General features: G+C 67.7%; 13 protein-coding genes and 1 pseudogene. 6 read left to right on the top strand and 8 right to left on the bottom strand.

Translation table 11 applies throughout. From position 1 onward, the window contains the following. A pseudogene (locus tag ACOJSF_RS06055) lies at positions 1 to 741 on the bottom strand (tyrosine-type recombinase/integrase); the annotation flags it as partial. A 291-nt stretch (positions 742 to 1032) separates the two neighbouring features. After that, entirely contained in the window at positions 1033 to 2595 is a 1563-nt protein-coding gene (gene guaA, locus ACOJSF_RS06050; protein ID WP_420141323.1) for a glutamine-hydrolyzing GMP synthase, read from the bottom strand. A gap of 135 nt (positions 2596 to 2730) precedes the next feature. On the opposite strand from guaA, the gene ACOJSF_RS06045 reads away from it, so the two are divergent. Continuing rightward, positions 2731 to 3747: a methyl-accepting chemotaxis protein gene (locus tag ACOJSF_RS06045; protein WP_420141322.1), complete on the top strand. Its 1017-nt coding sequence runs from the start codon at positions 2731 to 2733 to the stop codon at positions 3745 to 3747. Positions 3748 to 3808: 61 nt separating this feature from the next. On the opposite strand, the gene rplQ is transcribed toward ACOJSF_RS06045, so the two are convergent. From rplQ to ACOJSF_RS06020, 5 genes are all read right to left on the bottom strand, one after another. Further along, the gene (gene rplQ, locus ACOJSF_RS06040) at positions 3809 to 4225 is read right to left on the bottom strand and encodes a 50S ribosomal protein L17 (RefSeq protein WP_420141321.1); all 417 of its coding nucleotides are present in this window, start codon (positions 4223 to 4225) and stop codon (positions 3809 to 3811) included. Between the two features lie 167 nt (positions 4226 to 4392). Next, the gene (locus tag ACOJSF_RS06035) at positions 4393 to 5457 is read right to left on the bottom strand and encodes a DNA-directed RNA polymerase subunit alpha (protein ID WP_420141324.1); all 1065 of its coding nucleotides are present in this window, start codon (positions 5455 to 5457) and stop codon (positions 4393 to 4395) included. Between the two features lie 90 nt (positions 5458 to 5547). Next, complete coding sequence (gene rpsK, locus ACOJSF_RS06030) at positions 5548 to 5937, bottom strand: 30S ribosomal protein S11 (RefSeq protein WP_171743335.1); 390 nt, start codon at positions 5935 to 5937, stop codon at positions 5548 to 5550. Between the two features lie 103 nt (positions 5938 to 6040). Next, a complete protein-coding gene (gene rpsM / locus ACOJSF_RS06025) occupies positions 6041 to 6409 on the bottom strand; it encodes a 30S ribosomal protein S13 (protein ID WP_420141320.1) in 369 nt (122 codons plus the stop codon). A gap of 153 nt (positions 6410 to 6562) precedes the next feature. Continuing rightward, positions 6563 to 7477, bottom strand: coding sequence for a LysR family transcriptional regulator (locus tag ACOJSF_RS06020; protein ID WP_420141319.1), 915 nt, complete (start codon positions 7475 to 7477; stop codon positions 6563 to 6565). A gap of 152 nt (positions 7478 to 7629) precedes the next feature. Here ACOJSF_RS06020 and ACOJSF_RS06015 point away from each other — a divergent pair, with 152 nt between their 5' ends. The 5 genes from ACOJSF_RS06015 to ACOJSF_RS05995 all read left to right on the top strand — a co-directional run bounded on the left by ACOJSF_RS06015 (position 7630) and on the right by ACOJSF_RS05995 (position 11533). Continuing rightward, entirely contained in the window at positions 7630 to 8682 is a 1053-nt protein-coding gene (locus tag ACOJSF_RS06015; RefSeq protein WP_420141318.1) for an NAD(P)-dependent alcohol dehydrogenase, read from the top strand. Positions 8683 to 8785: 103 nt separating this feature from the next. After that, the gene (gene ung / locus ACOJSF_RS06010) at positions 8786 to 9481 is read left to right on the top strand and encodes a uracil-DNA glycosylase (protein WP_420141317.1); all 696 of its coding nucleotides are present in this window, start codon (positions 8786 to 8788) and stop codon (positions 9479 to 9481) included. Between the two features lie 39 nt (positions 9482 to 9520). Further along, positions 9521 to 10222, top strand: coding sequence for an endonuclease III domain-containing protein (locus tag ACOJSF_RS06005; protein WP_420141316.1), 702 nt, complete (start codon positions 9521 to 9523; stop codon positions 10220 to 10222). A gap of 22 nt (positions 10223 to 10244) precedes the next feature. Continuing rightward, the gene (locus ACOJSF_RS06000; protein WP_420141315.1) at positions 10245 to 10559 is read left to right on the top strand and encodes an alkylphosphonate utilization protein; all 315 of its coding nucleotides are present in this window, start codon (positions 10245 to 10247) and stop codon (positions 10557 to 10559) included. 11 nt (positions 10560 to 10570) lie between these two features. Beyond that, positions 10571 to 11533, top strand: coding sequence for an alpha/beta hydrolase (locus ACOJSF_RS05995; RefSeq protein WP_420141314.1), 963 nt, complete (start codon positions 10571 to 10573; stop codon positions 11531 to 11533). 62 nt (positions 11534 to 11595) lie between these two features. Here the strand turns inward: ACOJSF_RS05995 and ACOJSF_RS05990 are convergent. After that, positions 11596 to 12262 (bottom strand): hypothetical protein (locus ACOJSF_RS05990; RefSeq protein WP_420141313.1); only part of this gene is annotated, 667 nt, incomplete at its 5' end.

Raw genomic sequence — 12262 nt, 5'->3', positions numbered from 1 at the left:
CCACACTGCATCCTGCAACTCGCTCTTCCGGACCATGGTGAGGAGATAGAGCTTCATACCGAGGCGGATCGTCGGTAGCGTCGCGACGTGCTCGAGCTGTTTGAACATGATGCGGATCTCGGCGGGCGACAGCGACCGATCCTTCGGGACGAACGTCGCGATCGACGCGGGACCAACTTCATCGGCGGGGTTGGAGACCTTCTCCCCGTGCAAAATCGCAAAGCCGTAAATCTGCTTCAGAATGTCGCGGACGTGGATCGCGGTTGCCGGCGCCCCGCGCTCCACGATATTAACGCAGTGCGATCGAAGATAGTCGGGCGTGATCTACGGCAGCAGCCGGTTACGCCACGCAGGGAGAAGCTCACGCTCAAAGATCGACCGGCGCATCGCACGGGTGCTGTCGGCCATCGGCGCGGCGGCAAGCCACTTCTCGCCGAACTCTCCAAAGCTCTTGGCTTCCTTCAGCCGACGCTTCTCGCGCTGCTTCTCGATCGCCGGCGATTTCCCCTCGCCGACAAGCCGGCGAGCGTCGATACACTTCTCCCTCGCCCGGGCCAGGGACAGCCCGTCCGTCCCATACTTGCCGAGGGTGATCGTCTCGCGCCGGCCGTGCAGTCGGTAGTCGAGGCGGAACGTGATGACGCCCTTCGACGTGACATGGGCGTACATGCCGTCGCGGTCCGAGACCTTGTACGGCTTTTCCCTGGCCCGCAGACCCTTGATCGCTGAATCCGTCAGCACCGCAAAACCTCCAATCAAAATACCGTCAGGCATATTTGAGAGGCCGCAGTGCGAAATACGGTAATGTTTTCCGCTTCTTACTGCGAAAAAAATACCGTCACGGCCTCGATTTCCATGACGGTATTCTCGAAATTGGCAGTCGGCAATACGCGCCCATACCGTCAGCCAGTCCGTCAGACTGGAGCTGTGCCCCGTGATCGACGGCGATAGATGACAACAGAAGAATTTTTTATTTTCAGCGTGTTACGTCGCAGAATATCGTAGTTTCGGATACCTTCGGCGGCGCAAAAATTATTCCCACTCGATCGTGCCGGGCGGCTTGGATGTATAGTCGTAGACGACGCGGTTGATACCCTGGACTTCGTTCACGATGCGCGTCGCGGTGCGGGCCAGGAAGGCCGCGTCGAACGGGTAGACGTCGGCGGTCATGCCGTCGGTCGAGGTCACGGCGCGCAGCGCGCAGACGCTGTCATAGGTGCGGTGATCGCCCATCACGCCCACCGTCCGCACGGGCAGCAGCACCGCGAACGCCTGCCAGATGGCGTCGTAGAGTCCGGCGCGGCGAATCTCGTCGAGATAGATCGCATCGGCCTTGCGGAGGATGTCGCACCTCTCCTTCGTGACTTCACCCGGAATGCGGATCGCCAGGCCAGGGCCAGGGAACGGATGGCGCCCGACGAAGGCGTCAGGCAGCCCGAGTTCGCGACCGAGCACGCGGACTTCGTCCTTGAACAGTTCGCGCAGCGGCTCGACCAGCTTCATGTTCATCCGCTCGGGCAGGCCGCCGACATTGTGGTGGCTCTTGATCGTGACCGACGGACCGCCGGTGAAGCTCACGCTTTCGATCACGTCAGGGTAGAGCGTGCCCTGCGCGAGGAAATCGGCGCCGCCGATCTTCTTCGCCTCGGCCTCGAAGATCTCGATGAAGGTTTTGCCGATGAACTTGCGCTTGGCCTCCGGATCGGTGAGCCCGGCCAGGCCGGCGAGAAACGTCGCCTCCGCATCCACATGGACGAGCGGGATGCCGTAATGCTCGCGGAACAGGCTGACGACCTGCTCGGCCTCGTTCTGGCGCATCAGGCCATGGTCGACGAACACGCAGGTGAGCTGGTCGCCGATCGCCTCGTGGATCAGCACCGCCGCCACCGCGCTGTCGACCCCGCCCGACAGTCCGCAGATGACGCGGCCGTCGCCGACCTGCGCGCGGATATCGGCGATCTTGGCGGCGCGGAACTCGGCCATCGTCCAGTCGCCCGTCAGCCCGCAGACGTGGCGCGCGAAGTTGGCGATCAGCTTGCCGCCGTCGGGCGTATGCACCACCTCGGGATGGAACTGCACGCCGTAGAAGCGGCGCGCCTCGTCGGAGGTGATCGCAAACGGCGCGCCTTCGGACACCGCGATCGGGGAGAAGCCGTCGGGCAGGCGCGCCACCTTGTCGCCATGGCTCATCCACACTTGATGACGCTCGCCGATCTCCCACAGGCCGTCGAACAGGGCCGATGTCGCGGTCACCTCGACGAAGGCGCGGCCGAACTCGCCGCCGTCGCCCGACACCACGACTTCGCCGCCGAGCTGCTGGCACATGGTCTGCTGGCCGTAGCAGATGCCGAGGACCGGCACGCCGCTGTCGAAGAAGCGCTGCGGCGCGCGCGGGCTTTCCGCCTCGGTCACCGACGCCGGGCCGCCCGACAGGATCACGCCCTTGGGTCGCAGCCGATCGAAGGCGGCGTCTGCGGCGTTGAAGGGCGCGATCTCGCTATAGACGCCCGCCTCGCGCACGCGGCGGGCGATCAGCTGGGTTACCTGGCTGCCGAAATCGACGATCAGGATGCAATCGGTGGGGGCTGCGCTCATGGGCGGCGGATAAGGAGACGGGAAAAACTTGTCCAGCCGCAGCCGTCCTAACGCGCTCTTAACCAGAAGCCGTGATGAGGAGAGCGAGCCCCTCGGAGCCCATCGATGCCGCGTCGGATCAGGACATTACTTTCCATGCTTCGCGAGGACGTGAAGCATTATGCGGCCGACAATGAACGGATCGCCGCGCATACCAGCCTGCTCGCGCTGAACGCCACGATCGAGGCGGCGCGATCGGGCGCGGCGGGGCGCGGATTTTCGATCGTCGCACAGGAAATCAAGGCGCTTGCGGGGCAGACGCGCCATTCAGCCGTGGCGTTCCGCGCCGACGTCCTCGACCGATTGGCGCTCGGCGCGCAATTCGCGGACGAGATGCTGGAGGAGATTGAGGGCGCACGGCTCGTGGACCTCGCCCAATCGATCATCCAGCAGATCATGCGCACGCTGGCGACGCGCGGCTCGCACCTCTGCCTGCTCGCCAGCGATCCGCTCGTGATGGCGGCGGCGGCGACGGGAGATGCGGAGGCCCTCGCCGCCGCCACCGGCCGGCTGCGCATGCTGCGCCGGGTTTCGGGCCAGTATCTCAACGCCTTCATCGTGTCGGCCGAGGGCCGGGTCATTGCCACCGACAATCCGGACGCCAGCATCGTCGTGCACGATTTTTCGGACGCGACCCAGTTCGGCAAGGCGATGCGCAGCACCGAGCCGGACGAATGGTTCACCGACGAGGTATGGCAGAATCCGTGGTCGAACCATCATGCGGTGATGATCTTCGTCAAGGCGATCAACCCGCGCCCCGGCGCTCGGCCGGACGGCGTGCTCTACCTGGAGTTCGACTGGGAGGCGCTGATGGCCGAGGTGCTCCACGCGCCCGATGCGACGCGCGGCGCGCAGTCGGCGCGGCGGATCAGCATTCTCGACCCCCAGGCGCGGCTGGTCGGCTCGTCATGGGGCGGGCAGTTCGGGACGCGAATGGCGCTGCCGCCGGGCGAGCGACAGGGGATCGAGGCGCGGGGCGCATCGGTGGCGGCGTTCGCCACCGCGCGGCCGATGCACGGGCTCGACCTCGGCCTGCGCTGCATGATCGAGCAGGACATGCCGAGCGAGGCGGACATTCAGGCGGCGGTCGGCGCGGGACGGCGGGCCGCCTGAAAACAGGAAAGGCCGCGGCATCGCGCCGCGGCCTTCCGTGGTGTCGATCGGAAAGATCGGATCAGGCGGCTTCGGCCTCGTCCTCGCCGACCGGGCCCGAATCCTGGCCCTTGGCCGAAACGTCGCGATCGACGAACTCGATCACCGCCATCGCGGCGGCGTCCGAGGCGCGCAGCCCGGCCTTGATGATGCGGATATAGCCGCCGTTACGGTCGGCGTAGCGCGCGCCGATCACGTCGAACAGCTTGACGAGCTGGGTGTCGTCCATCAGCCGCGCATGCGCCAGACGACGGTTCGACAGGCCGCCCTTCTTGGCGAGCGTCACCAGCTTCTCGACATAGGGGCGAAGCTCCTTCGCCTTGGCGAGCGTGGTGGTGATCTGCTCATGCTTGATGAGCGCCGCCGCCTGGTTGCGGAACAGGGCCGTGCGGTGGGAGGAGGTACGCTGCAGCTTACGGCCGCCGACGCGATGACGCATGATGATCTTCCTTCGTTCGTCCGGAGCCCGTTTCAAGGCAGCCCCGGCCAGGCGGTGCGAAAGGGCCACCGCCCAAAGCCCTGATCCTACCCACGCCAACCGCGAAGTTGACGAAGTTGACAGGTGCGGACGCCCGAACGGCGCCCGCCCCCATCGTCACAAGCCGATCAGAATTCCTGTTCGAGCTTCTTGGCCATTTCCTCGATATTCTCGGGCGGCCAGCCAGGAATTTCCATGCCGAGGCGCAGGCCCATCGACGACAGCACTTCCTTGATCTCGTTGAGCGACTTGCGCCCGAAATTCGGGGTGCGCAGCATCTCCGCCTCGGTCTTCTGAACCAGATCGCCAATATAGATGATGTTGTCGTTCTTCAGGCAGTTGGCCGAACGCACCGACAGTTCGAGCTCGTCGACCTTCTTCAGCAGGAAGCGGTTGAGCTGGTTCGAACCCGCCTCCGGCTCGACCACGCCGCCGATCGGCGCCATCGTCGTGGTGGCGACCGGAGCGGCCGCCGCCAGACCGTCGTCGAAGTGGACGAACAGCTGAAGCTGGTCCTGCAGGATGCGCGCGGCATAGGCGACGGCGTCCTCGGGGGTCAGCGTGCCGTCGGTCTCGATCGTCAGCGTGAGCTTGTCGTAATCGAGCTCCTGCCCGACGCGCGTATTCTCGACCTTGTACGCGACCTGGCGCACGGGCGAGTAGAGCGCGTCGACCGGGATCAGCCCGATCGGAGCGTCGGCCGGACGGTTGGCGGAGGCGGGAACGTAGCCCTTGCCCGGCTGCACGGCCAATTCCATGTTGAGCGTGGCGCCGTCGTCGAGATGGCAGATCACCAGCTCGGGGTTCATCACCTCGATGTCGCCGGTGGTGGCGATATCGCCCGCCTTGACCTCGCCCGGGCCGGTGGCGGTGAGCTGGAGCCGCTTCGAGCCTTCGCCCTGCATGCGCAGCGCGATCTGCTTCACGTTCAGCACGATGTCGGTCACGTCCTCACGCACGCCGGTCAGCGACGAGAATTCGTGGAGCACGTTCTCGATCTTGATCGAGGTGACGGCCGCGCCCTGCAGCGACGACAGCAGCACGCGCCGCAGCGCGTTGCCGAGCGTCAGGCCGAACCCGCGCTCGAGCGGCTCGGCAACGAACACCGCCTTGCGCTTGCCGTCACCCCCGCCCTTCTTGTCGAGCGCGACGGGCTTCTTCAGTTCCTGCCAGTTCTTGGCATTGATCGCCATCATGGTCCCCTCGGGGCTGTGGCCGCGGCGCGTCCGCTGCGGCCGGAAACGAAAAAAGAGCGGGGCCGGACGAAGCCCCGGATACCAGGATCAGACGCGACGACGCTTCGAGGGGCGCACGCCATTGTGCGGGATCGAGGTCACGTCGCGGATCGAGGTGATGTGGAAACCGACCGCCTGGAGCGCGCGGAGCGCGCTTTCACGGCCCGAGCCGGGGCCCTTGACCTCGACCTCGAGCGTGCGGACGCCATGTTCGGCGGCCTTCTTGCCCGCGTCCTCGGCCGCGACCTGCGCGGCATAGGGGGTCGACTTGCGGCTGCCCTTGAAGCCCATCATGCCGGCCGACGACCAGCTGATCGCATTGCCCTGCGCATCGGTGATGGTGATCATGGTGTTGTTGAAGCTGGCGTTCACGTGGGCGACGCCGGCGGTGATGTTCTTGCGTTCGCGCCGCTTGATGCGCTGAGGTTCGCGAGCCATTTCGTATTCTTCCTGACCTAATCTGTTGCGCTACGCCGGTCCGCTTGCGCGTACCGGCGGAGTAAGCCGCGGAAATCGTCCCCCGGACGATTTCCCGTCGGGCTTACTTATTCTTGCCGGCGATCGGCTTGGCCTTGCCCTTGCGGGTGCGCGCATGGGTATGCGTGCGCTGGCCGCGAACGGGCAGGCCCTTGCGATGACGCAGGCCGCGATAGCAGGCGAGATCCATCAGACGCTTGATGTTCATCGCCACCTGGCGGCGAAGATCGCCCTCCACGGTGTAGCCGGCGTCGATCGTCTCACGGATCTGCAGGACCTCCTGGTCCGACAGGTCCTGGACGCGACGCTCGCGCGCGATGCCAAGCTTCTCGGTGATCTCCTTGGCCTTGGCCGGGCCAATGCCGTGGATGTAGGTCAGCGCGATTTCGACGCGCTTGTTGGTCGGGATATTCACACCCGCGATACGTGCCATGGTCTTATGCTTCTCCTGCTCCACAGGGCGGGTGGCCGCCGCCCCATCTCGACGCTTTACACCCACGAACAGCAGAAACGCGGCGCACGCAGAAGCGCCGCCGTCGACCAGGTTCGTGGGAGGAGGCGCAATTAGTGATGGAGCACGCCCGAGTCAAGCGACGGAGGCGCGGGCAGAGGGGCGGTAACGCAGCGCCTCGACGATCGTTGCGAAGGCGGCGGTCGGCTGGCGGCGGGACGGGTAATACAGATGCAGGCCGGCAAAGGGCGGCGACCAGTCCCCGAACAACGCGACCAGTTCGCCCGAGTCGAGGAAGGGCTGGACATGGTTTTCCATGACGTAGGCGATGCCGAAGCCGTCACGTGCCGCCTGGAGGATCAGGAACATGCTGTTGAAGGTCAGTTGGCCATCGACCCGCACCTTGAATTCCCGCCCGTTGCGTTCGAACTCCCAGGCATAGAGGCCGCCATAGGTCGGCAGGCGCAGGTTGATGCACCGATGCGCGGCGAGATCGTAGGGCGTCGCGGGGGGCGTGCATCCGGCGAGATAGGAGGGCGCCGCGACCGCGATCATCCGCATCGGCGGCCCGATCGGGACCGCGATCATATCCCTGTCCACGATGTCGCCCAGCCGCACGCCGGCATCGAGGCGCTGCGCGACGATATCGGTCAGCGTATAATCGGTGACGATTTCCACCGCGATGTCGGGATAGGCGCGCAGGACAGGGCGCAGCGCGGGCCACAGCACCAGTTCGGCCGCAAGTTCGTCGGCGGTGATCCGCACCCGCCCCGCCGGCCGTTCGCGCAGCACGCCCAGCGCAGCCAGTTCCTCCCCGATCTCGTCGAAGCGCACCCCGACCGACTGCAGCAGCCGTTCCCCCGCCTCGGTCGGCGTGACGCTGCGCGTCGTGCGGTTGAGCAGCCGCACGCCGATCCGCTCCTCGAGCCCGCGCATGGCGTGGCTGAGCGCGGAGGGCGTCAGCCCCAGTTTCGCGGCGGCGCGCGTGAAGCTGCGCTCGCGCGCCACCCCGACGAACGCCGCGAGATCGGCGAGGTCATTCCGGTTCATTCATGAATTCTGCTCACAAGCGCATACAGGCGACAAGCGCTAATCCGCTGCTCCCTCCCCGCTTATGTTGGCCGCCGCACCGGGATTTCGACGCGCGCCGATCGCAGCGACGAGCCGAATTGCCGTGCCCGCATCCATCAGGGAGCATCCCAATGACCATCAAGGCCTATGCCACCCAATCCGCCACCACCCCGCTCGCCCCGTTCGAGATCGAGCGGCGCGCGGTCGGCCCGCACGACGTCCAGATCGACATCCTCTTTTGCGGCGTCTGCCATTCGGATCTGCACCAGGCGCGCAACGAGTGGGGCAATACCCAATATCCGTGCGTTCCCGGCCATGAGATCGTCGGCCGCGTGACCGCCGTCGGCGATCATGTCCGCAAATTCGCGGTCGGCGATGTCGCGGCGGTCGGCTGCATGGTCGACAGCTGCCAGCATTGCCCGGCCTGCGACGAGGGGCTCGAGCAATATTGCGAGAACGGCTTCACGCTGACCTATAACGGCAACATGGCCGGCCAGGGCGAGAATACGCTCGGCGGCTATTCGCAGCGCATCGTCGTAACCGAGGGCTTCGTGCTGAAGGTCAGCCACAGCGAGGACCAGCTCGCCGCCGTCGCCCCGCTGCTGTGCGCGGGCATCACCACTTATTCCCCGCTCAAGCATTGGGGCGCGGGACCGGGCAAGAAGATCGGCATCGTCGGGATCGGCGGGCTCGGCCACATGGGCGTCAAGCTGGCGAAGATGCTCGGCGCGCATGTCGTCGCCTTCACCACCTCCCCGGGCAAGAAGGAGGCCGCGCTCGCGCTCGGCGCCGACGAGGTGGTGGTATCGAAGAACGAGGACGAGATGGCGGCGCATGCCAACAGCTTCGACATGATCCTCGATACGGTCGCCGCGAGCCATAATCTCGATGCGTTCGTCGCGCTCCTGCACCGCGACGGAACGCTGGTGCTGGTCGGCGCGCCCGAGCATCCGCACCCGTCGCCGCAGGTGTTCGGTCTGATGATGGGGCGCAAGTCGATCGCGGGATCGGCGATCGGCAGCATCGCCGAAACGCAGGAGATGCTCGACCTGTGCGCCCGGCACAATGTCGTGTCGGACGTCGAGATGATCGGGATCCAGGACATCGAGACCGCTTACGATCGCCTCGCCAGGGGCGACGTCCGCTACCGTTTCGTCATCGACAACCAGACGCTGGCGGCGTGATCGGGCGGCCGGGGTGCAATGGCGCGCCCCGGCCCGCCTGTCATCGACACAGTAAAGCTGCGCGGTTGACGCAGGGGCCGCCCGCCGGTCACAGGGCGGCATCATGGGCGAGCCCAATCTGCATCCGAGCTGGGCCGCGCCGCTGCGGCCCGAATTCGACAGCGACTATATGGCGGCGCTGCGCGCCTATCTGGTCGGCGAAAAGGCGAAGGGGCGGCGCATCTTCCCGCACAGCCGCGACTGGTTCCGCGCGCTCGACCTGACGCCGCTCGACGCGGTGCGCGTCGTGATCCTTGGGCAGGACCCCTATCATGGCGAGGGTCAGGCGCACGGCCTGTGCTTCTCGGTCCGGCCGGGCGTGCCGCCGCCGCCGAGCCTCGTGAACATCTACAAGGAGCTGCACAGCGACCTCGGCATCGCGCCGACGCGCAACGGCTTCCTCGAACATTGGGCGCGGCAGGGCGTGCTGCTGCTCAACAGCGTGCTGACGGTCGAGAGCGGCCGCGCGGCGTCGCATCGCGAGCGCGGGTGGGAGCGCTTCACCGACGCGATCATCCGGCTGGTGGCGGCCAAGCCCGAGCCGGTCGTGTTCCTGCTGTGGGGCAGCTATGCGCAGAAGAAGGCGGCGTTCGTGAAGAGCGTCGATCAGGGGGGCCACCACCTCGTCCTCAAGGCGCCCCACCCCTCCCCTTTGTCGGCGCACAGCGGCTGGTTCGGATCGCGCCATTTCTCCAAGACGAACGCCTTCCTGGAGGCGCATGGGCAGGCGCCGATCGATTGGAGCGTGGCCGACGCCTAGAGGCTTTCGTGAGTTCCCGTTATGTTCTAATCTGCCGGCATGCAGATGGCGTTCGGATTCGGTGCGTCCGATTATGCGCGATGGCAGGCGCGGCTGGCGCCGGTCCGTGCGTCGCTCACGCTGCTGCCCCCGCGCCGACCGCTCGACCAGCTCGCGAAGTCGATGATCAGCGGGCGGACCCGCGACGCCGTCTCGCAACGCGCGTTCGACCGGCTGATTGCCTGGTTCACGAGCGCCGCGCGGCTGGCGGACGCGAACGTCCGGGAGGTCGAGGCCGCGATCGCCGAGGTGACCTTTGCCGCCGACAAGGCATCCTACATCGTCGAGGCGATGCGGCGTCTGCGCGCGGGGCCGTTCGGCTTCCGGCTGGAGGCGCTCGCCGCGATGCCGCTCGGGCGCGCTTTGGCCTTCCTCGAAACGCTGCCGGGCGTGGGGCGGAAGGTCGCCGCCTCGACGCTCAACGCGGGCACGCTTGGCCTGCCGGTGATGATCGTCGACACGCACGTGCTGCGCGTGCTGCGGCGGCTGGGGGCGGTCGATGCGCGGGCCGACACTCGCGCCGCGAGCGAGGCGGTCACGGCGGCGATGCCGGGATGGCGGGGGGCGGACTTCCTCGCCTTCCATGTCGGGCTGAAGCGGCTTGGCCAGACGCTCTGCCGGGCTGAGGCGGCGCCGCTTTGTGACGCCTGTCCGCTTGCCGACACCTGCCTGCGGTTTGCGGGCGGCGGGACGATCGGTTAGCCGCGACGCCGAAAGGGGCAAAATGTTGAGCGACGACGATTACATCTATGACGAGGCGAGCGGCGAGTGGATCAGCGCGGCCGAGGCGCGCGCCAAAGCGGGCGCGGGCGGCGATGACGACGCGGCGGTGGTGCGCGACGCGGTCGGCAACGTGCTGGCCGACGGCGACCAGGTGACTTTGATCAAGGACCTGACGGTCAAGGGCGCGGGCCAGACGCTGAAGCGCGGCACGCTGATCAAGTCGATCCGCCTGACCGGCGATGCGCAGGAGATCGATTGCCGGTATGACGGCATCAAGGGCCTCGTGCTGCGCGCAGAGTTCGTGAAGAAACGATAGCGGAGGCGGGGATGCGGTGGGGCTGGATCGCGGCGGGGCTGGCGGTGCTGGGGGCGGCGGCGGCGCAGGCGCGCGCGCCGGGCGACTATCCGCTGACGCCCGACTCGCTGGTCCGCCCGGGCGTGGCGCGGGGGCGGCTGGAGGGGCCGTTCGAGCTCAGGAGCGCGATCTTCCCGGGCACGGTGCGGCGTTACTGGGTGCATGTGCCGGCGGGTTATGACGCCACGCAGCCGCCCAACCTGCTCGTCTTCCAGGACGGACAGCGCGCGACCAATCCGACAGGATCGCTGCGCGTGCCGACCGTGCTCGACAACCTGATCGCCGCGGGCGCGATCCCGCCGACGCTGGGCGTGTTCGTGACGCCGGGCAACCTTAGCGCGCACTATCCGCCCGACCTGGGCATGGCCAATCCGGACCACCGCGCGGAGGAGTATGACGCGCTGGGCGACGCCTATGTCCGCTTCGTGACCGAGGAGCTGCTGCCGGCGGTGGCGGCGCGGTGGCGCTTCACCGACGATCCGAAGCGGCGCGCGATCGGCGGCACGTCGAGCGGGGCGATCGCGGCGTGGACGGCGGCGTGGCACCGGCCGCAGGCGTTCGGCAACGTGCTGAGCTTCATCGGCAGCTACACGTCGATCGGGCTGAAGCTGGGGCCCGACGGCACGCCCGTCGCCTATGGCGGGGACACCTATCCGGGGCTGATCCGCAAGAGCGCGATCCGGCCGATCCGCGTCTTCCTGCAGGACGGCAGCAACGACCTGGACAACGAGCATGGCAACTGGTTCCTCGCCAACCAGCAGATGCTGAAGGCGCTGGAATGGCGCAACGCGGCGGCCGAGCGGCTGCACGACCTGGGGCCGCGCTACGACATCGCCCACGTATGGGGCGACGGCGGACATTCGGACGCGCATGGCGGGGCGGTGCTGCCGGAGGCGCTGCGCTGGATCTGGCGGGACCAGCGGCCGGAACGGTAGCGGCCGACCGGATCAGGAGAGAAGCGGGACCCCGGCTCAGGGCCGGGGTGACGGTGGAGAGGTCAGGAGCACCCCTCGACGTAGTGGAGCGCGGGGGCGGCGCCGACGTGGAGGCGCGAGACGCGGCCGTCGCCGCCGATCTCGAACCGCAAGCCGGGGGCCGCGCCCTGCCCGCCCCAGACGAGATCCTTGGCGGGCAGGCCTTCATATTTGTGCGGGCTTGCGGCGAGCGGCGCGTAGGCGGCGCGGACCTCCGCCTCGGTCGAGCCGACATGGATGCCGCGATCGGTGCGGATCGCGGCCGCGCCGTCCTGGCCGCCATAGGCCGAGAGGCGGGTGATGACGCCCTTTTCGGCCATCACCAGCAGACCCGGCGCGCGATCGGACCGGAAGATGCGGCATTCGTTCCCGGCATCGTCGGGGCTGGCGAGCGCATAGCCCGCCGCATCGCCCGGCTTTGCGCCGATCCGGATCGCGTCATAGCCCTGCGGCGAGAGCACGGGCCCCTCGGCCGGCGCGGGCGCGGCGGGGGCCGGCGCGGGCGCCGCATCGCGCGGGGCGGCCGCCTCCGGCGCGGCGGCGTTGCTCGCGGGCGCGTCGGAGGCCGGCTGGCCGCAGGCGGCGAGCAGGAGCGGAAGAGCGAGGAACAGGCGGGTCATCGCCGCCAGATGGGGCAGGACGGGGCCGGGGGCAAGCACCGCCGCCCCCCCCCCCCCCCGGCCCCCCCCG

It is taken from the genome of Sphingomonas sp., from assembly GCF_048594985.1.
Classification (GTDB): Bacteria; Pseudomonadota; Alphaproteobacteria; order Sphingomonadales; family Sphingomonadaceae; genus Sphingomonas_I.
This window is presented reverse-complemented; position numbering and strand designations above follow the sequence as displayed.

Coding starts and splice junctions, on each gene's coding strand:
- ACOJSF_RS05995 (WP_420141314.1), top strand. CDS start 10,571: ATGCGGTGGGGCTGGATCGCGGCGGGGCTGGCGGTGCTGGGGGCGGCG.
- ACOJSF_RS06015 (WP_420141318.1), top strand. CDS start 7,630: ATGACCATCAAGGCCTATGCCACCCAATCCGCCACCACCCCGCTCGCC.
- rpsK (WP_171743335.1), bottom strand. CDS start 5,937: ATGGCTCGCGAACCTCAGCGCATCAAGCGGCGCGAACGCAAGAACATC.
- ACOJSF_RS06035 (WP_420141324.1), bottom strand. CDS start 5,457: ATGGCGATCAATGCCAAGAACTGGCAGGAACTGAAGAAGCCCGTCGCG.
- ung (WP_420141317.1), top strand. CDS start 8,786: ATGGGCGAGCCCAATCTGCATCCGAGCTGGGCCGCGCCGCTGCGGCCC.
- ACOJSF_RS06045 (WP_420141322.1), top strand. CDS start 2,731: ATGCTTCGCGAGGACGTGAAGCATTATGCGGCCGACAATGAACGGATC.
- ACOJSF_RS06000 (WP_420141315.1), top strand. CDS start 10,245: ATGTTGAGCGACGACGATTACATCTATGACGAGGCGAGCGGCGAGTGG.
- ACOJSF_RS06005 (WP_420141316.1), top strand. CDS start 9,521: ATGCAGATGGCGTTCGGATTCGGTGCGTCCGATTATGCGCGATGGCAG.
- guaA (WP_420141323.1), bottom strand. CDS start 2,595: ATGAGCGCAGCCCCCACCGATTGCATCCTGATCGTCGATTTCGGCAGC.
- rplQ (WP_420141321.1), bottom strand. CDS start 4,225: ATGCGTCATCGCGTCGGCGGCCGTAAGCTGCAGCGTACCTCCTCCCAC.
- rpsM (WP_420141320.1), bottom strand. CDS start 6,409: ATGGCACGTATCGCGGGTGTGAATATCCCGACCAACAAGCGCGTCGAA.
- ACOJSF_RS06020 (WP_420141319.1), bottom strand. CDS start 7,477: ATGAACCGGAATGACCTCGCCGATCTCGCGGCGTTCGTCGGGGTGGCG.